This is a genomic window from Vibrio porteresiae DSM 19223 (assembly GCF_024347055.1).
Classification (GTDB): domain Bacteria; phylum Pseudomonadota; class Gammaproteobacteria; order Enterobacterales; family Vibrionaceae; genus Vibrio; species Vibrio porteresiae.
In genome coordinates, this window is record NZ_AP024895.1 from 2,234,656 (window position 1) to 2,251,269 (window position 16,614).

At 44.5% G+C, this 16,614-nt stretch carries 22 protein-coding genes; all 22 read right to left on the bottom strand.

Annotation, left to right across the window (positions count from 1 at the left end; translation table 11 throughout):
- Positions 1-11: 11 nt before the first annotated feature.
- The 22 genes from OCV11_RS10045 to OCV11_RS10150 all read right to left on the bottom strand — a co-directional run bounded on the left by OCV11_RS10045 (position 12) and on the right by OCV11_RS10150 (position 16,478).
- Positions 12-617 carry a tail assembly protein gene (locus OCV11_RS10045; protein WP_261892725.1) on the bottom strand — a complete coding sequence of 202 codons (606 nt, stop codon included), beginning with the start codon at positions 615-617 and terminating at the stop codon, positions 12-14.
- Positions 618-627: 10 nt separating this feature from the next.
- Complete coding sequence (locus tag OCV11_RS10050; RefSeq protein WP_261896271.1) at positions 628-1,398, bottom strand: C40 family peptidase; 771 nt, start codon at positions 1,396-1,398, stop codon at positions 628-630.
- Positions 1,399-1,494: 96 nt separating this feature from the next.
- Positions 1,495-2,241: a phage minor tail protein L gene (locus OCV11_RS10055; protein WP_261892726.1), complete on the bottom strand. Its 747-nt coding sequence runs from the start codon at positions 2,239-2,241 to the stop codon at positions 1,495-1,497.
- 8 nt (positions 2,242-2,249) lie between these two features.
- On the bottom strand, positions 2,250-2,588 hold the full coding sequence (locus OCV11_RS10060; RefSeq protein WP_261892727.1) for a phage tail protein: 339 nt from the start codon (positions 2,586-2,588) through the stop codon (positions 2,250-2,252).
- The gene (locus OCV11_RS10065) at positions 2,589-5,891 is read right to left on the bottom strand and encodes a phage tail tape measure protein (protein WP_261892728.1); all 3,303 of its coding nucleotides are present in this window, start codon (positions 5,889-5,891) and stop codon (positions 2,589-2,591) included.
- 35 nt (positions 5,892-5,926) lie between these two features.
- Positions 5,927-6,127, bottom strand: coding sequence for a hypothetical protein (locus OCV11_RS10070; protein WP_261892729.1), 201 nt, complete (start codon positions 6,125-6,127; stop codon positions 5,927-5,929).
- Between the two features lie 56 nt (positions 6,128-6,183).
- Complete coding sequence (locus tag OCV11_RS10075; protein WP_261892730.1) at positions 6,184-6,630, bottom strand: phage tail assembly chaperone family protein, TAC; 447 nt, start codon at positions 6,628-6,630, stop codon at positions 6,184-6,186.
- A 15-nt stretch (positions 6,631-6,645) separates the two neighbouring features.
- Entirely contained in the window at positions 6,646-7,128 is a 483-nt protein-coding gene (locus OCV11_RS10080; RefSeq protein ID WP_261892731.1) for a phage tail tube protein, read from the bottom strand.
- 74 nt (positions 7,129-7,202) lie between these two features.
- Complete coding sequence (locus OCV11_RS10085; RefSeq protein ID WP_261892732.1) at positions 7,203-7,574, bottom strand: DUF3168 domain-containing protein; 372 nt, start codon at positions 7,572-7,574, stop codon at positions 7,203-7,205.
- Positions 7,571-8,035 (bottom strand): HK97-gp10 family putative phage morphogenesis protein, encoded by a 465-nt coding sequence (locus OCV11_RS10090; RefSeq protein ID WP_261892733.1) that lies wholly within the window; start codon positions 8,033-8,035, stop codon positions 7,571-7,573. Before OCV11_RS10090 ends, OCV11_RS10085 begins: the two co-directional genes overlap by 4 nt.
- Before the next feature lie 6 nt (positions 8,036-8,041).
- Entirely contained in the window at positions 8,042-8,404 is a 363-nt protein-coding gene (locus tag OCV11_RS10095; protein WP_261892734.1) for a head-tail adaptor protein, read from the bottom strand.
- Complete coding sequence (locus OCV11_RS10100; protein WP_261892735.1) at positions 8,404-8,727, bottom strand: head-tail connector protein; 324 nt, start codon at positions 8,725-8,727, stop codon at positions 8,404-8,406. The genes OCV11_RS10095 and OCV11_RS10100 overlap by 1 nt, the downstream gene beginning before the upstream one ends.
- Complete coding sequence (locus OCV11_RS10105; protein ID WP_261892736.1) at positions 8,714-9,142, bottom strand: hypothetical protein; 429 nt, start codon at positions 9,140-9,142, stop codon at positions 8,714-8,716. Before OCV11_RS10105 ends, OCV11_RS10100 begins: the two co-directional genes overlap by 14 nt.
- A 29-nt stretch (positions 9,143-9,171) precedes the next feature.
- Positions 9,172-9,456 (bottom strand): hypothetical protein, encoded by a 285-nt coding sequence (locus OCV11_RS10110; protein ID WP_261892737.1) that lies wholly within the window; start codon positions 9,454-9,456, stop codon positions 9,172-9,174.
- A gap of 57 nt (positions 9,457-9,513) precedes the next feature.
- A complete protein-coding gene (locus OCV11_RS10115) occupies positions 9,514-10,710 on the bottom strand; it encodes a phage major capsid protein (protein WP_261892738.1) in 1,197 nt (398 codons plus the stop codon).
- Positions 10,697-11,602, bottom strand: coding sequence for a head maturation protease, ClpP-related (locus tag OCV11_RS10120; protein ID WP_261892739.1), 906 nt, complete (start codon positions 11,600-11,602; stop codon positions 10,697-10,699). The genes OCV11_RS10115 and OCV11_RS10120 overlap by 14 nt, the downstream gene beginning before the upstream one ends.
- A gap of 2 nt (positions 11,603-11,604) precedes the next feature.
- Complete coding sequence (locus tag OCV11_RS10125; protein WP_261892740.1) at positions 11,605-12,930, bottom strand: phage portal protein; 1,326 nt, start codon at positions 12,928-12,930, stop codon at positions 11,605-11,607.
- A gap of 192 nt (positions 12,931-13,122) precedes the next feature.
- Positions 13,123-14,835, bottom strand: coding sequence for a terminase large subunit (locus tag OCV11_RS10130; protein WP_261892741.1), 1,713 nt, complete (start codon positions 14,833-14,835; stop codon positions 13,123-13,125).
- On the bottom strand, positions 14,832-15,308 hold the full coding sequence (locus OCV11_RS10135; protein WP_261892742.1) for a phage terminase small subunit P27 family: 477 nt from the start codon (positions 15,306-15,308) through the stop codon (positions 14,832-14,834). Before OCV11_RS10135 ends, OCV11_RS10130 begins: the two co-directional genes overlap by 4 nt.
- A 7-nt stretch (positions 15,309-15,315) precedes the next feature.
- The gene (locus tag OCV11_RS10140; protein WP_261892743.1) at positions 15,316-15,675 is read right to left on the bottom strand and encodes an HNH endonuclease; all 360 of its coding nucleotides are present in this window, start codon (positions 15,673-15,675) and stop codon (positions 15,316-15,318) included.
- Entirely contained in the window at positions 15,675-15,980 is a 306-nt protein-coding gene (locus OCV11_RS10145; RefSeq protein WP_261892744.1) for a hypothetical protein, read from the bottom strand. The genes OCV11_RS10140 and OCV11_RS10145 overlap by 1 nt, the downstream gene beginning before the upstream one ends.
- Before the next feature lie 285 nt (positions 15,981-16,265).
- Complete coding sequence (locus OCV11_RS10150) at positions 16,266-16,478, bottom strand: hypothetical protein (RefSeq protein ID WP_261892745.1); 213 nt, start codon at positions 16,476-16,478, stop codon at positions 16,266-16,268.
- Positions 16,479-16,614 lie beyond the last annotated feature (136 nt).

Below are 16,614 nucleotides of genomic sequence, written 5' to 3' on the forward strand. Positions count from 1 at the left end.
AAGGACCTACATTAAGATTTTGTACTGATATCTTCCGCATAAATTCCGGCACTAATAATCGCGCCGCCTATTCGACGCTCTCCGTACCCAATTCCAACAACACTTCCGGCCGCTGTAGTGTTAACCGCCCCACCAAAGGCATAACTAGGATCGCTCTCAGACGAACTCGTACTCTTGGGCTGAGGAGAAAGCATTTGATACAAACCACCGATCGCTAGCGATAGCCCGACACTCGCAGCAGTACCCCATGCTCCAGCCCCCGCAGCAAATGCCGCGCCAACCCCACCAGTGGCAATAACAGCGGCAGCGATCAAAGCAACACCTAAAACAGTTTGAAATGCGCCAGCTCTTTTACTGCCCCCAACAACTGGAACAAGCCGGATTTCATTTGTTCCAGCATAAGAGAGCCCATCTTCACCGATATTTTCTCTGTTTCGAAAAATGACATAACGAACTCCCTTCTTGGCCTGCTGCCTAATAAATTGCTCGAATCCATCAATCGTGCACTTTAAAGCGGAAAAAGCCTCTCTAGTGGTCCCAGAGTCCAAATCGTAAACATGATTCCTGCCAAACTGTTTTGCCAGAGATCCTGACAATAAAATGGTGGTAACAGACATAGGTAACTCCTTATTCAATAAGATCACGGTGGCGAACAATCATTCGGGTGCATCGCAGCCAGAAACCGCCGAAAACATCCCTCTTACTCAACTTGCCATACATGTGCTGAAGTATCATTCCATCCCCCACATAGACTGCTGCGTGATTTGCCTTCTTACTCCGTATCTGCATGATGATTACATCACCTTTCTTAAGTTCAAATCCAGCTAAAGCCTCAGGCGAATTTTCACAGACTTGAAGGAAACCGGCTGACTTAAAATTATCTAAGTAAAGATCTTCCCCTCTTTCCCACCAGCCATCATTTCTCTCATAATCTGGGATATCAATATCCAACTCTGATGAGAAATAATCTCTAATCAATCCATAACAGTCCCAAATTCCATGAACAAATTGCCTTCCAATCAACGGCGGCGAGTCGGTTAGAGGGGCAAACTGGAATAAGTCACCTTCTGGCCAACTAAAAATCAGCCAATTAGCCAAGGGAAATTCACTATGTAAGCTGTAAGCCTTTGCCAGATCTGTCGGGCTTGGTCTACTTGAGGAATCAGGATGGCTATGACATATACCGATAATCTCGCCAATGTCTTCACATGTGGCAATATCAATAGGATTGATTACAAAATCACTCTCTGGGGTGGGAGATGTATTTCTACAGGGCATATAAACCTGACTATCTCCCTGTTGGACAATTAAGCCACAGCACTCTTTGGGGTACTCAGCCTTAGCGTGCTGCATGAATTTTTGATTAGCTTCTGCTCTGCCGTTAACAGGGCTCATCATTGCTTCCACAATTCCTCCAGGAGGGATAAATTGGCCAGAAAAAACAAACCCTGAAGCACCATTAGCACCTCAGGGTTATTATCTCGTTAGAGTTCTTTATCGCTTAATGAGTCTTACTGCTGGAAATCCTCCATGAGGCAGTTGGTTGTTTTCACCAAACCGCACCTTGCAACCAGCAAGGGTTCCAGAGCATTTATCCAAAGAAGGATCATCCGTCGGCTTATCATCTACGGTATACATTTGCTCGCCAGAATAACCGCAATCAGCCCCTCTGTACTGACCTTTGATGCACCACTGGCAATAAGCAGTCATTTTGCGACCTATCTTCATTCCACCTACATCCGCGGGGCTGGCTAACTCAAATGTAACCTGATTCTTGTCTTCCGAAGATTTTCGGCTAATGTACCAAAGCTCAACACTTTCCTGATCAGGATCGGCATCATCATTACCACCGGGGAAGTTATCCGAATCCAGATATTTTTTTAATGTGCGGTGTATAGTTACTTTAGCCTGGGACATATCTTGATACGCCAAGCATAATGCCGTTATAGAGCTGTCTACGTTAGCAACAGAAAGTGATGGTGATGCCGGTGAGCCATCACTATTTGACTCAAGGCCTGAGATTGAAGCGGGCCAAGTGAAGTAATCACGGCCTTGCCAAACTATTTTACTTAAAGGAAGCTCGTCACCACTTGATATTGCAGAGCGAATTTCTTCCTCAGTATACCCTTGAAGATGAGATTGAAATCTAAGAACATCAGCTCCAAAATCAGTGCCGTCTATTTCAATCAGTACGAGCTCATTGCCAGGATCTAATTTTTGAATATCAGCTGTTAATGACATGATTCCTCTTATGAATAAAAAACCTCTTCAAAGGTGGCAGTTATTCTGTAAATACCTGCACCTAAAGGCTGGCATGAGTATGACGGCACGGTGAAAAGCTTAAGTCCAGATAATGGAGGCTTCCATGCGAACGCTTTATGACCTTCATGCTCATCAAAGAAGCGAATGATTTCATCAGCTTCTGACTTCACTTTTGTGAAGGTTAGGGGCCAATTTTGCCTTTTGTTGTTGATACCATCACCCGCAGTTTGGGTATAACCATCCCCAAACTGCGCCGTTCTTAAACGAAACTCAAATGAGCCAGAGGCTTGAGCATCTGCGCAATGAGTGAATTCAGATATTGCCATTTATCGTCCTTTCATCGCTCGCCAAATAGTACCGCCAGGTTGCAGTTGTTTTGCAATTTCAGCTTTAGCTCCAGCTCGCGCAGAATCGGCATAAGCTTTTGCTAAACCTTGTGAGTCATTGTTACTACTTTCGGAGTCAGAAACGTTAATTTGTTGCTGTATCACAACGCTTGAACTTTGACCGCTAGAAGATGCAGAAGAAGAGCCAATAGCAGAACCAACAACTCCACCCGAGGCATAGCCAGTGAGACCGCTTGTGTAGCCAGACATGCCCTTTCTCATAGCTTCAACGATGCCAACGCCACCAGCTCTATTTACATCATCCTGCGACCACACCACCTCACCCTTGTGGACAATTCCAGCGGGTTCATATTTACCACCCGCTCCTGTGTATCCGCCTGTAGAGTACATGGGACCTATAGAACCAACATCAATAGAAGCCCCCATCCCAGCGCTATAATCAACACCAGGTGCTGGGGTAGTAAAAAGGCTACCGATAGCCGAAGTAGCTGACGAAAGCAGGCCAGCCGCCGCTTGTTGAGAAGCTATTCTCACCATGTCCTTTATGATGGCATCCGCAAAATCTTTAAAGGAGGCTTTTCCTGTTAAAGCGAAATCCGCGATGGTGTCAGCCATTTCGTTAAACATGCCAGTGAAGAACTGCTTGGAAATTGTTGCCGCTTTGCGTGACTCGTTAACATAGTCTTTCATGGCGGCCTGAAACCCATTGGTCCAGTCAGATTCATACTCGTCAACCTGAGCGTAGTAATCCCTATTAGCCTCAAGGCGATCAGATAAACTTTTTTGGAGTATACTCTTCTGCTTATCAAGCTCTTCTTGAGAAATTTTTCCAGAAACCTGATCTGAGGTGGCTGCTTGTATTTGCTTGGCAATATCTTTTCGGATGCTTAATTCATCTTTAAGCTGTTTGTTCTGATCGCCATCCAAACCCTGATTAGCCAATGCATCACTATACTTTGCCATTTCGGCAGCTAATGTAGCATCTGCAGCTGACTGCATGTTTTGAGTGCGAGATAACTGCTCTTTTAGCTTTATCTCGTTCTCTACCGCTATATTCTTTTGAAGCTGAGACCGAATCGCGTCTTCACTGGCTAAAAGGCTTTTTTGATCTGCAGTAAGGGTTTGTTTTGACTTGATGTCAGCAATTTTCTGCTCAAATTTTGCCAAAGTTTCTCGTGATGAAGCCAACTTGGTATTAGTGCTTAATTGTTCGTTAAAGACAGATTCTTGTTCTCTTAGGCTCTGCAGCATTTTGGTTGCAGCATCTTCCGTTGCCTTGGTGGGTTTGAATCTATCATTAATTGCTTTTGTGGTTTTTGATACCAGCTCTGGGTCCAGCAACTTACTGTCAGGGTTAACAAGTCGAATGGCTTCAAGGTTATCTTTGTAATCTTTTAATGCCTTATTCCGCTTCTCGTCTTTGGTAAGAGTATCATTCTTTAGCTTCTCGACCTCCTTCATCGCCTCAATAGCTTTAGCGTTGAGTTCGTTAAACTCTGCCTGCTTTTGGTTTTCTTTTACATCAAGCTCAAGCTTAGACTTCTTGGCCTTATTAAGCTCCAACTCTTGTTCTAACTGAGCCTTCCTGTCAGATAGGTTTACGATGGTATAGCTGGTTAGACCATCACCAGAATTGAGCTTATATTTATCTCCTGAAGCAAGAAGTGATTCTGTTTCTTGCAACGCTTTTAAATTGGATGCTATTTTTTGATTTACAGCATCCAATTGCTGTTCTGTAGTTTCTTTACGAAACACATCAAGCACGCCATCCCAAGCTTCAGCAGTAGCTGATTTTATCTGCTTCCATTTCTTCTCAATCTCTCCCAGGTCACCATTTATTTTGGTGGTCCTTTCCGAAATGGTTTCTTGGTATGTTTTGAATGCTAGAGTTACAGCCTCCTGCTCCTTTCCTTGAGATTTAAGAGATTGAATCTGCTCATAGACAGAGGCCGTGAGGAAATTTTGATTTTCATTGAGATCTTCGATCGCTTTAACTGGATCTTTCGATAGTTTAGTAAACTCTGCAATAGTCTCAGAAACGGCCTTTCCTGTGGCAGATTCCATCTGAATAGCGGCAAGGCTAACTGATTCAATCTGCTGTGCGGTAAATTTACCGGTGCTTGCAACCTCGGCGATTACAGCTGCAGCATTGTGCTGAGTACCAGATACAGCGTCAATCCTCTTGGCCATGTTTTGCAGATCGCTAACTGTGGCACCCGCTGCATTACCAGTGAGAATCAGGGCATTTCTATATTTATCGGCTTCCTTAGTACCCTGATAATACGCCACCGCAAGCCCAACACCTGCGGCAGCTGCCAATGTATATGGATTTATAAGCCCGACAATATACCCCGCCATCGCTCGCGCAGCTGGGCCAATACCACCAAACATGTCCTTTAACTGTCCACCTTGTTGCAGTAAAACAGTTAAGGGTTGCTGGCCTCCTTGTAACGAAACCACTATATCAGTGAACTGAGCGGGCAATCCTCGTAAGGCAAATTGCATTTCCTTCGCTGATTTAGCACTCTTGTCATAAGCAGCACTATTCTCAATAATATGTTTCTTGTTTGCTTCAAGTTGAGAATTCAATTTAGAAAATTGATTTTGATCGATAAGCCCGTCAGACAATGACTTTTTCAACAGCGCCTGAGAAGAAGCAATATTATTCAACTCATGCGAGACAGGATCTAGAGCCGCTGAGAGTCGATTTAGCTCTTTAACTTGATCTTGCGTGGCCTTTTCAGCTTGTCTCTGTGCAGCCGCGGTACCATCAATTTCTTCTCGCATTAGCTTGAGCTTGGCAGATCCTTTTGTCAGCTCATCTTGACTGACAATGCCAGATGCAAAGCCTGAAGAAAGCTGAGCCTGCTTAGCATCAATTTCGGCTAATTTAGTCGAGTACGGATCTAAAGACGCAACCAACTCTCTAGTTTGCGCTATTTGCTTTTCCTGCTCAGCCTGCAACCTCTTTGATGCAGCCGCGCTCCCATCAACCCCAGCCCGCATTTCTTGAAGCTTTTCGATGTATCCATCAAAATCATCTTGCGAGAGAGTCCCTTCTTTTCTGTGCTTCCGGAGTTTTTCCTCCATTTTATCCAGGCGATCGTATTCCGCAACAACAGGGTCTATTTGACCGATCAGCCGTGATAGTTCGTCTCTTTGCTTTTTCGCTGCTTTCTCTGTACGCTCGAGAGCTCTTTCAGCTCTGCCTGCGCCCTCGGTAAAGCTTCCAGTGTTCAACACCATATTTACGGTGAGATTACCTAATGATCGTGACGCCATGAACCATCTTTCCCGAGACTAACGCGGCATTTCCGCTACTTATTACTTTCATTACGCTTAGCAACACTCTTAAGCGCGGCAAAAATATCATCTATGCTTGCTTCTTTGTCTTCCTTAGGAACTTCGTACAATTTGAAATCAGAAAGAGCCAGAGAGCCCGACTGATCCTTAATGCTGTGCGCAATACCAAAGTAAGGCATAAATGCCTCCAGCATATCCACTGATCGGCGCTGCATAGACAAAGGGCCATTTTTCATCCTATAAGACTGCCAAGTAAGCACTTCTTTATAGGTTAGGTTTTGCTTTGCTCCTTCGAGCGTGTTTCCGCCGATTCCTGCGAGGACGAGGTCACACCAGAACTCATCATCGGCTGAGATTGCTTTGGGTCAGCTTCTAAACCCAAACCATTTACCTCATAAATCACTGCCAGAAGGGCCATTGATAAACCAGCGCACATAGGACCATGGTCTTCGTTCCCAATTACATCGCCAACATGAAATATTGGCTTACCTTCTGCATCAACTATGCTCGAAGATATTTTTGAAGCGATAGCCAAATCACTTTCTTTTGCAGATTTACTTTCTTCAATCAATGTTAAGAAAGATTTTTTCCGCACGTAAACAATGGCTTTAAAAGACTCATCGCGGCCATCAACCATCCATTCTATTTCTTTACGCTCTGGTTTAGCCGGTGCGAAGGCACCGGCTGTTTTTAGCATATCGACACTAAGTTGTTGCATGTTGTCTCCATTCAATTAGGCTGATTTTGGAACTAGAACCGGGTCACCTGATATTTGAATACCAACTGTTGATTGAACAACCGCATTCAAAGCGAAGCTGAAAGGATAGCTGTTCATGAATCCAACAAATGGAATCCAACTTCTAGTCTCAGGCAAGTCCCATTGATGCTTGCCATCGCTATCGAGAACAATAAGAGGTTTGATATCTTTTCCGTCACCCCACCCTAAGGCCCACTCTAGTTTAGTTCCTGCTGTTTTTAGCTGATGTAAGCGCACATGACTTCCGTCAGAAGGATCTACGTTGATGCCAAAACTTGCTGTTCCGGGAGTCGCCAATCCACTTTCATAGTCACGGGCATCGGCCTCCAAACAGGTCGTTTCAATTTGCTCAATGGTCGAGTCAATACCATCAATAGAGGTAACACAACTGACCGCAAGCAACGAACCGTCTGCTGGGTCAATGGCATACAGTTGCGTGCCCTGGGTTTTTATTGCCATGGGTTTATCTCCAGAATAATTACTTAGAAAAAAGCCAGACTGATGTCTGGCTTATAATTGGCTTGTGGCGATATTTAGCGGTTAACCAACCAATCGACATCAAATCCATTTCGATAATTCATCGTGTTGTCGTCGCGACTTTCAGGTCGATATGAAGTTACATACGCATGAGGCTCTATTGCATCTATCAAGGCACTAGTCACACCTCTAGCATCTGAGGCTGATTTCGCATAAACATCGACCTGTAGTGTGTAACCATCAATATTAGGGGTTTCATTAATATAGTTTTCTGGGGCACCATTAACTACTTGCCACACCGCATAAGGATATGTTGGTGACTGAGGCGCAAATCCAAACAAATAAAAACGAACTGGGGAATCGCCAAGAAACGCTTTTACATCTTCGCTCTGCGAACAAACTTTAAAAATTGGAGCCGGTTTAATCATATTTTAAGAGCCTTTTCGATCTCTTTACTGAGCTCTGTTCTAAGCCTGTCCAATACTGGATTTATATTGTCAGAAAGAGCCGGGCGCAAAAACGGCTGAGCTTTTGCATGCTCAGTTCCTTCCTCTATAAGATGCCAGTGAGGTGTATTCCCCCCGCGTCCTTCATCTGGATTGTTTTTAGGGATTGGCCCCTTTTTAGTAGAGACACCGACTCGATACATAAGATCCCCAGTTTCTCTATAATGCTTGGAGGCAAACTGCAGACGGATATTATCCCTAATTCTCCTACCAGTCACAGGATCGTCCACCAGCATTGCGTTATCACGAGCGGCTTTAGCAACAATTCCTGCAGCCTTTTTTAATGCAGAACGACCAGCCTTATCTCCAACATCTACAGATAGACGCATGAGTTTCTTAGCAACATCGTCAAAACCAAGTATGCTGAAATCATTTTGAGCCATTTAGCGTTACCCCCCTGAGACGCTCACGCCTGCTTCGCATTTAAATCGCCATTCTTGGCGCGCTGTCAAATCTGTTTGAACATCGATAATGTTCATTATCTGGCTTTCCCAGATTATTCTGCACTTATACAATTCCTGTTGAGGGTACGGGAACCATCGGATATTAATTCGTGCCGCAACTTCAGAGAACTTCGAATTCTCCGCGTAAGACTCTTTCCCTCCACCAGTTAAAACTTCAGCAGGTATGTCAGACTTACCCGTCGACAGCTCGATATCTTGCCAAATCGTAATGATTTCACCACTATCGTCATCTTGTGATTCGATGGGCGACTGAATCTTTATGGAATGTCTTAATCGATGAGCAAGCATTAAATCCCCCAACCGATACGAAACGGAGTTAGCTTGATTTCCGCTCCTTTGCGTAACCTCTCCGCATCTTCTGGCGTTGCTTGATAAGCTCCCTGCAAAAGCATCATCACAGCCAGCACCACAGAACTTGGCAGAGTGTTTTCATTAATTATTTCACTAGATGATTCGATCACATCTTCTTCAACAAGATCAGATAATGTTCGTTCGATAAACTGCGTAGCTTCATCTTCTGCGCCGTCAAGCAACATCTGAAGTTTGAGATCATCAAAGTCATGAATAACATTGAGATACTGCTTGGCTAAATCGAGGCTAATAAAACTCATTCAGGGCTTTCTCCAAAGGAATTCTTTCGAACATTTTCAATGCTGTTTCCCTTGTGCTGTTAATAATTTTCACATCGGGATACCTAGCTTTAATTCTTTCAAACTCTTCGGGCCATTTGCACACGGCTCCTGCATTTTTTAGCGGCTCTGGATGGTCTGGATGCCAATGTTTTTTCCCATCGGTGTGTTGCATGTCATAGCCAGTGAGAATAATTGTTTTGGCGCCAAGTTGAATCGCCAGCTCAACAGCGCCAGCGCCTGAATTGTTTCTTTCTGGTATCACAAATCGCTCAACATTGAAGCACCCAAGTAGAATTGTCGCTAGATGGCCCTCAAAGGTTTCTTGAACAGCTCGAATATTAACGCGCCACCAAGCCCTATCCATCGCATATAGATAATCGCAAAAAGGAGCCATCCTGTAGCTACTATTTACGCAGATGGTTGCTACTTCGCTTTCGCTGTTTGGGCCTTTCCTGTGGCTGTCTTTCCACTGCTTGATTTTGTCGCAGTCTGACTTTGTGAGGCTTGGTCCGCTTGCGATGCAGACGACGGTTCTGGCTCTTCGGATTTTTGGGGCTTTACCTTTGCGTCTGAACTTAGAACGACAAGGCCTTTGTTGGACAACTGCTTGTATTCATGCTCACTGACCGTAAATGCCGGAGATCGCCGAGTTTTTACTTCCGCACCGAAATAGAAACTTCTTTTTGCTGTAACTAGAACTTCACTCATTATGTTTCTCCAAATAATAAAGGCCGCGGAATGCGGCCTTTATCTGTTTTTCATGATTTAACTAGCAACTTCCGTAAGCTCGCCGTGAACAAATGCTTCTGGTCGGTAAACCGCTAGAGCTGTACGCTCCTCACATCGAATTGAGACCATATTGTTTTCAAAGTCATCAACGTTTTCCGTTGAAACAACCACTTCGATATCTTGACGATCAAAGATTTGCGCGCCAAGTCGGAACGAACCACAGAGGAACTCATTCTGATTAATCGACTGAGTCGCAACGACGGGGCGGCGCCATAACATCGGCTCCACGCTACCTTGAGGATTACCGATAATGTAACGGCCTTGAGTATCTTTGATGAGCTCAATATTTGCCCAATCGGTTTCATGAATAACAATACCGTCCGATGGGTATTCAGCTAGCGCAGCCTGCAACAAAGCCAGGCGTAATCGATCTAGACGTTGCTCACCGGTTACCGCCGCTCCAGATGGCTTAGCATACGTCTGAGCCTGAGGGATAATGCCTGCAATTTGGTTACCAGTACCAGTCCCGTAAAGAAACTGGATTTCTTCTTTCAACTTCAGACCATAGCGTGCACGAGCGTCGATAAAACTTGCTAACGCTGGCATGTCGTCAAGGATTTGCTTAGACGTTTTCATCAAGTGAGCAATAACTTGAACAGTTGCATGATCTGGTTCAAATTTCAGATCGGAATAGGGCTTCTTCACTGTTTCAGAAACAGTTGCTGCGTTATTGGTAAAGCCCGTTTCGCGAACAAAAGGCACCGTGTTGCTATTTGTATTTCCGGGCGCCAGTAAATCTCGGATTGTCAATTGACGAGTAGGACCTTCAATAATTCCCCGTTGCCAGTCAGGGGCTACAATATTGTCCCCTGCATCGCTAATTGATGTGATCGCTGAACGAGGCATGGCAATTCTAGCTGATGAGCGAGCATTGCTTTGCCAACCTTTCTCTTCCAATAAGCTGGCAACTCGCTTACCTGCAGATTGAAACTCTTCTCGCTCCGGTTCTTTACCTGAATTAACCAATTTTTGCTCAGCTTCTTGCAGGCGAGCTTGGAGTTCGCCTTGTTTTGATAGAAGCTCATCAACTTTTGCTCGGGTTTCACCGTGCATTTCACCGACACGTTTTACTTCTTTTTCAGTTGCTTCAGCTTGAGCCTTAATTGCTGCATTAATTTCGCTAAGGCTAGCTTGGAGTTGTACGAACTGCTGTTCAGAATTAGGAGTTGGCATGTTTTAGCCCCTTTATTGTCTCTAAAAGTGAGTTTGCTGCACCCAATGCAGCACTAAGATCTGGTTCAACAACAGCGCTCGGCGTATTGGACAGGTTAGCGCCAGGCGTAACCCCGCCAGCAGCGCTAGGCGTGCTGGGCTTAAAGTTTGAGAAAAGTTCACGGCGTTTAGCTCGCGGCATGCCAGACTTAGCCAATGCAATGTCCATCGCTTTTAACGCATTGGTTTGCTTTGACTCTTCATCATCCGATTCAGAGACTTCACGAGAATCAAGCAATGAGGTCGCAAGCCCAAGCTCGACGCATTTCTTACCTCGAATGTAGGTTTCTTCGTCCATCATTCGGGACATATCTTCTACTGGTTGATCGCTAGTTTCCGCATAGAGATCGGCCATGGTTAAATCAAACTCTTCCATGGTATTTGCAAATTCACGCATGGCGTGTCGATTTCCGCAAACACATGTCCAACAGTTGTGAATCATCAGAAATCCTGTGGCGGCAACTTCTCGCTTATCCCCTGCCATGGCGATAACCGACGCCGCTGATGCGGCGATGCCAATAACTTTCACTGTGATATCTTTTGAATGCTCCCGAAGTCGGTTGTAGATAGCGATACCTTCGAACATGTCACCACCGGGTGAATTGATGTAAACGGTAACCGGCATATCTCCAATACGTCGAAGTGCGGCATCAATGCGATTCACTGTTACCCCTTCCCCAGTCCACCAGTCCTCACCAATGACACCATAAATAGTAATAGTCGTTTCTGGATCTGACGCTTCAGCTCGAATGCTAGGGTTCCACATTTCAAAAGCTTTAGGGCTAATATCGCTGTGGATATTGTTTGAATTAAGCCCCGACTTAGTGAGCCATGATTTCATTTTGATTGGCATAATTAATCCTCGCCATCTTTCAAGAGGTTTAGAAGAGCCGCTCTAACATCATTGGCCGGGGTGTTGCTCCCTAATTGATCAAGCGGTAATAGGTTTGACTGGACGGTTAGCACATCTGCATTGCCACCTTTACGCGGCAGATTTTCTTTAGTGCGGATATCATCTCTTGTATAAACACCGTTTTGCGCCATAGAGCTATAGAAAGATGCTCTTGCAGCGCTATCGGCCTTAAGAAAGCCCTCAAGAGAAAACTCTGAGTAATACTTTCTTCTTTGAATCGAAGTTAATAATCTTTTGTTGACGCATTGCTGAATTTGGTTGGTAAAAGCACTTATACAAAAAGTTAAATACCAGATTTGTTTTTGCTCTAACCCTGTTCCCCAGTTACTGTCCTTCCCTCCGTGACCAATCATGGAAGGGTCTACACCAAACCAGCGGCATATTTCTTCTATGCCAAAAGAACGCGACTCTAATAGTTGAGCATCTGCAGGATTAATTCCTATTTGCTCAGGCTTAACCCCCTGCTCTAACACTGGAGATTTTCCCGCGTTCATTGCTCCAGATACGGTTTCAACGTACTTTCGAAACTCAGCACGCTGATCGGACTTAAGAATTCGGTCAACAAGAAAAGCTGTCGTTGGCATTAACCCGTTCTTAAACGTCCCATTTGCTGCATCTTCTGCAGACATTGCAGCACCAAAAATATTTACTCCGTAGCTGATGGCTGATAACCCAATCCTGCCATCCAAACTGAATGCTGGAATGTGCAACATATTTTTTCTATTGATCTCTCTTAGGCCACCTGCAACGCTTCTGTAAAAATACCGAAGGCGTCCCTTGTCATCAGTTTTGAGTTCAATACGACTGGGAAGTAGGAAATCTAAGGCGATAGGTATTACCCCTCCACGCCCATCCGATGACCAACTTATTTCCGCATAACCATTCCCCCATAACAGCATGGAGGCAACAATAGCCTGCCAAAACTGAAATGCCGTCATATCTTCATTTGGGCTATTGTGAATCACATCGTAAGCACTCAGATCAGTAGCGCTTATTCTTCCGCCATCTTTCGTTTTTTCGTAAACACCGAATGGCAAACCAGCCACTGAAGTGGAGACCAGGCGAACACAAGCCCATACCGCCGATAGCTTCATGGCCCCATTAACACTTACAGGCTTTCCACTATTCGAACTGAACCCAAATACTTGAGTCCAAAAGCTTCCATCACTTAAGCCAAACGACTGACCACTAAAAAATGAGCCAAGAGAAGATGACGGCGAAGTGACAGATCGACTAATAACGTCCAAAAACGATTTATTATTCGCCATTTAATCAGCCTTTTTGTTTGGGTTGTTGTTGGGATGGTTCTTTTAACCCTCTACCTATAATGAGAGCCAGAACGATTAACGCGATCCCACCGGCTAGATATGCATATCCCAACCCCAGCAATATATGAACACCTACCACCAAGCTTGAAAGCCCAACAATAAGAAATGTGAAGTAAAGAACTAATGCATAGATCATACGATTATTGGGTCCATTATTGATTTCATGAAATCTTCATCGTCAGTTTCATCCGGCTTCATAACCTGACCAACAGCCATCATTAAAGTAACGGCTCCGTCAATTTTGTTGTCGTTACCTTGCTTGATCGGCCTAACGACATCGTCATTGCCCGGTAAGTTTTTTCCGATAACGTTACTCATACACCAAGTCATAATTGGATTGCCGTCATGATGAAATCGGCCTGACGCGATTGCTGCCTCTATCTCTTTCATCGGGTCACTCATGTTGGTGTAGTTTTGCGTTATGGTGATGGGCTCTAATCCTTCATCATCAAGCTGATGAGCAAGATAGGTAGCACCAAATGGATCGATAGGGGATGCTTTAATTGGGTTTTCCTGGCTAGCGTGCTTTGCTTCTTCAAGTATTTCTCGATAGTCAGTTTCAGCCCCATCGGTTGCGGTTAAAATACCCATGTTCACCCACGTTTGGTACTTCTCAGCCAACTTTTGGTTGTCGTGGTTAAATACCGTATCTTCTGGCACCCAAAACTTAGGCGCGACACTGTAATAGTGGCGCCTACCGTCGATATCTTTCCAAAATAGGCGCGCCATTGAGTTCAGATCGAGTTTTCTAGCCAAGTCAAATGAGAGAACGGCAGGATAACCTTCAAAACTTTCAAGTTTTAGAGATGTATCTCTGCACCTTTCCCACTGAGCAAGGTTATAAAAGCTACTTTTGGCAGAAACCCAAATACCTAGATGCTTTGTTTTAAATGTATTTGCAAAACGAGGCTGACGAATCGCTCGCTGTTGCTGGCTTACCAAATAGTCAAAGTCTACTGAGACACCCATATTTGGGTTGGCTTTCTTGAGAGCTTCTGGATCTTTCCAGTCGTCGGTATCATCGATAGTCCAAATCCAACCGAACAGCTCATCATTTCTGACAGTGCCTTCAAGCATTTCTATAACTTCTCGGCGCTTGTCGTAGCAAGGGCCTTCGATGTTATATCCAGCCGTCGTGATCGTAAATATTAACCCTTGCTCACGCGCCCCCATACCTGTAAGCATGGTCGTGTAAAGACTATCACTATCATGTTCGTGGTATTCATCGACAATGGCACATGACGGAGAGGCACCGTCGCCAGGGTTACCGATAATCGGCTCAAATCGAGCATCATCAATGGGGCGATTTAAATTGGATGCATTAACTTCAATTCCAGCGGCATCTTTTAGTGCTGGAGTTCTCATAACCATTAGCCTAGCAGGTCTAAACACCTCCCACGCTTGCTTCTCAGTCGTTGCGCCTGAGTAAACTTCGGCACCGTTCTCTCTGTCTTGCACAAAACAGGACAAACCGACACCAGCTGCGATCGCTGACTTTCCATTCTTACGGTTTACTTCCCAGTAAGATTCTCTAAATCGACGGAGCTTGTTCTTTTTTTTCAGCCAGCCAAATGTCATGGCTATGCCAAATTTTTGCCACGGCTCTAGCTCTAGACGGCGACCAGCCCATTTACCTTTGGTATGAGGAAGCATTTCTATAAAGGCAATCCGTCGCTCTGCCTCAGCTTTATCGAACTTATATGGATAGTCTTTACTTCTGGATTTTTTTACATCATCAAAATGGCGCTGACATGCAAGTATGATGTATTTACACGCGGGTATTTTCCCAGCTATGACGTTTCTAGCAAACCTTTCAGCCTGAACGACTGCAGGGAATTTACTCATAGAACGTCCTTAAATGGATTTTCCCCCTCTTTTCCTTTTCCAGAACCTGTGAGTCTTTGACGGCTTGAAGGATCTAGTCCAAGCATGCCACCGAAGGAGGACATTTGTTTTACAGCTTCATTCTTGGCAGTAAGGGCGGGGTTCTTGACCGGACCACCAGTCGCTCCAGTAACAACCAGTCCAAACTTACCTATATTGATTTCACACTCCCTAAACTGATGATAAGCAGTGCAATACACTTCTAAGTTTTGGATGTCTGTCGCACTAAGTATTTTTTCCCTGCAAAGCAAAGGAGCAACCGTCTCCCATAACTCTCTTCCGTACTCACCTATCCAGTCAGGGCAAATAATATTGGTGACCAAACCAAAGTCTGGCTCATTTTTATTGAGAGCTCGCTTTCCGGGGTTGCCTGCAAGCTCCTTTTTAGCCGAAGGCTTTTTTGGCCTTCCAGATCTTCCCGATACACCAGGCATTCAAACCTCACTTTCTGGATTCTGACTGAGTCTTCTCCTTGTGGCATGACTTACAAATCGACTGGAGGTTGTACTCGTCATCAGTACCGCCAGAGGCCTTATTGATAATGTGATCCACCTCTGTTGCAGCAGTGATTTGCCCTTTAGCCAAGCAGGGCTGACAAAGATACTCATCACGACTTAAGATCTTTTCTCTCAGTTTTCTCCAAGAGTAACCGTAACCACGCTTGTTTGAACTGCCATTTTTGAATTGAGTTCGCTTCCAGCCCATGGCGTGCTCTGAATGTTCATCGCAATAACCATTAGCATTTCGATGCAAGGTATTACAACCTTGCAGACGACATTGTTTTTGAATTCGTCTGGGCATTATAAAGTCTGCGGTATTTTCAATTCATCTACAGGCTCTTCATCCTGAAATGCAGAAATCTCATCAACTATTGCGATATTGCTTGAGGCTAAATTGTTAAGTGCCACCGTCTGATTTTTCAGAGCATCGATCAGCTCACCAATCGGTTGGTGAAATTGAATTTCTGACTCAAGCGGACAAATAACGCAAGCGACATTTAAGTCAGCAAGGCCGCGGTTGATTCGATCTTGGATTTCATCCGTCTGTTCAAGAGTTAGAGGAGTTGTCAGTTTTACTATTAGCAATGATTTTTCTTGAACGCTCATAAGCAATCTTGCTCCATTTCTTGATCCATTGTTTGCGACGTTCGCACCCTGAACATTTTGGGAATTTCATTTAGATTTCCTCAACAGTCACTTCACCTTTCAGAACTCTCGAATATACATAATCGGAATTCTTTTTGGTTCGGATTGGTTCCGGGCTGAATCTTACGATGCCTTTTTTTGTGTCGGCATAAAATACATGTGGAATTTCATTTCCGTTCACAAAAACTTTTCTAGGGCCTCTGCCATCCATTGGAGTGTGGATGTGTTCGTTTGTACTTGAGTGTTTCATATCAGAGGCTCACCGGTATATTTTGAATAAACTTTTTTAGCCCTAGCCCAACATCCGAGAAAATTTTTCACACCGCAGGTTTGTGGCTCAGCTGCATAGCCAATTGCTGCCTTTTCAAATTCCTTTGCTGTTAGAACAAGTTCATGGTCGTCAGAGAGAGAGTCACGCTGAGCAATTTCCATCATTCTCTGTGCCAATTGGGTTTCCATTGCCGACCTCAAGTTGTGCAAAAAGTTATTCACATAAGTGAGCTAATCATTTCTTATCAGAAAAATGAGCAGCCAAAACACTCCGGATTTAAATTTCATTTTTCGCGGGTATAAAAATATACTGGAGGGCGCGGTG

Coding starts and splice junctions, on each gene's coding strand:
- OCV11_RS10065 (WP_261892728.1), bottom strand. CDS start 5,891: ATGGCGTCACGATCATTAGGTAATCTCACCGTAAATATGGTGTTGAAC.
- OCV11_RS10090 (WP_261892733.1), bottom strand. CDS start 8,035: ATGGCTCAAAATGATTTCAGCATACTTGGTTTTGACGATGTTGCTAAG.
- OCV11_RS10140 (WP_261892743.1), bottom strand. CDS start 15,675: ATGCCCAGACGAATTCAAAAACAATGTCGTCTGCAAGGTTGTAATACC.
- OCV11_RS10110 (WP_261892737.1), bottom strand. CDS start 9,456: ATGAGTGAAGTTCTAGTTACAGCAAAAAGAAGTTTCTATTTCGGTGCG.
- OCV11_RS10095 (WP_261892734.1), bottom strand. CDS start 8,404: ATGCTTGCTCATCGATTAAGACATTCCATAAAGATTCAGTCGCCCATC.
- OCV11_RS10045 (WP_261892725.1), bottom strand. CDS start 617: ATGTCTGTTACCACCATTTTATTGTCAGGATCTCTGGCAAAACAGTTT.
- OCV11_RS10070 (WP_261892729.1), bottom strand. CDS start 6,127: ATGCAGCGCCGATCAGTGGATATGCTGGAGGCATTTATGCCTTACTTT.
- OCV11_RS10080 (WP_261892731.1), bottom strand. CDS start 7,128: ATGGCAATAAAAACCCAGGGCACGCAACTGTATGCCATTGACCCAGCA.
- OCV11_RS10115 (WP_261892738.1), bottom strand. CDS start 10,710: ATGCCAACTCCTAATTCTGAACAGCAGTTCGTACAACTCCAAGCTAGC.
- OCV11_RS10105 (WP_261892736.1), bottom strand. CDS start 9,142: ATGGCTCCTTTTTGCGATTATCTATATGCGATGGATAGGGCTTGGTGG.
- OCV11_RS10060 (WP_261892727.1), bottom strand. CDS start 2,588: ATGGCAATATCTGAATTCACTCATTGCGCAGATGCTCAAGCCTCTGGC.
- OCV11_RS10075 (WP_261892730.1), bottom strand. CDS start 6,630: ATGCAACAACTTAGTGTCGATATGCTAAAAACAGCCGGTGCCTTCGCA.
- OCV11_RS10055 (WP_261892726.1), bottom strand. CDS start 2,241: ATGTCATTAACAGCTGATATTCAAAAATTAGATCCTGGCAATGAGCTC.
- OCV11_RS10130 (WP_261892741.1), bottom strand. CDS start 14,835: ATGAGTAAATTCCCTGCAGTCGTTCAGGCTGAAAGGTTTGCTAGAAAC.
- OCV11_RS10100 (WP_261892735.1), bottom strand. CDS start 8,727: ATGAGTTTTATTAGCCTCGATTTAGCCAAGCAGTATCTCAATGTTATT.
- OCV11_RS10145 (WP_261892744.1), bottom strand. CDS start 15,980: ATGAGCGTTCAAGAAAAATCATTGCTAATAGTAAAACTGACAACTCCT.
- OCV11_RS10150 (WP_261892745.1), bottom strand. CDS start 16,478: ATGGAAACCCAATTGGCACAGAGAATGATGGAAATTGCTCAGCGTGAC.
- OCV11_RS10050 (WP_261896271.1), bottom strand. CDS start 1,398: ATGATGAGCCCTGTTAACGGCAGAGCAGAAGCTAATCAAAAATTCATG.
- OCV11_RS10125 (WP_261892740.1), bottom strand. CDS start 12,930: ATGGCGAATAATAAATCGTTTTTGGACGTTATTAGTCGATCTGTCACT.
- OCV11_RS10085 (WP_261892732.1), bottom strand. CDS start 7,574: ATGATTAAACCGGCTCCAATTTTTAAAGTTTGTTCGCAGAGCGAAGAT.
- OCV11_RS10120 (WP_261892739.1), bottom strand. CDS start 11,602: ATGCCAATCAAAATGAAATCATGGCTCACTAAGTCGGGGCTTAATTCA.
- OCV11_RS10135 (WP_261892742.1), bottom strand. CDS start 15,308: ATGCCTGGTGTATCGGGAAGATCTGGAAGGCCAAAAAAGCCTTCGGCT.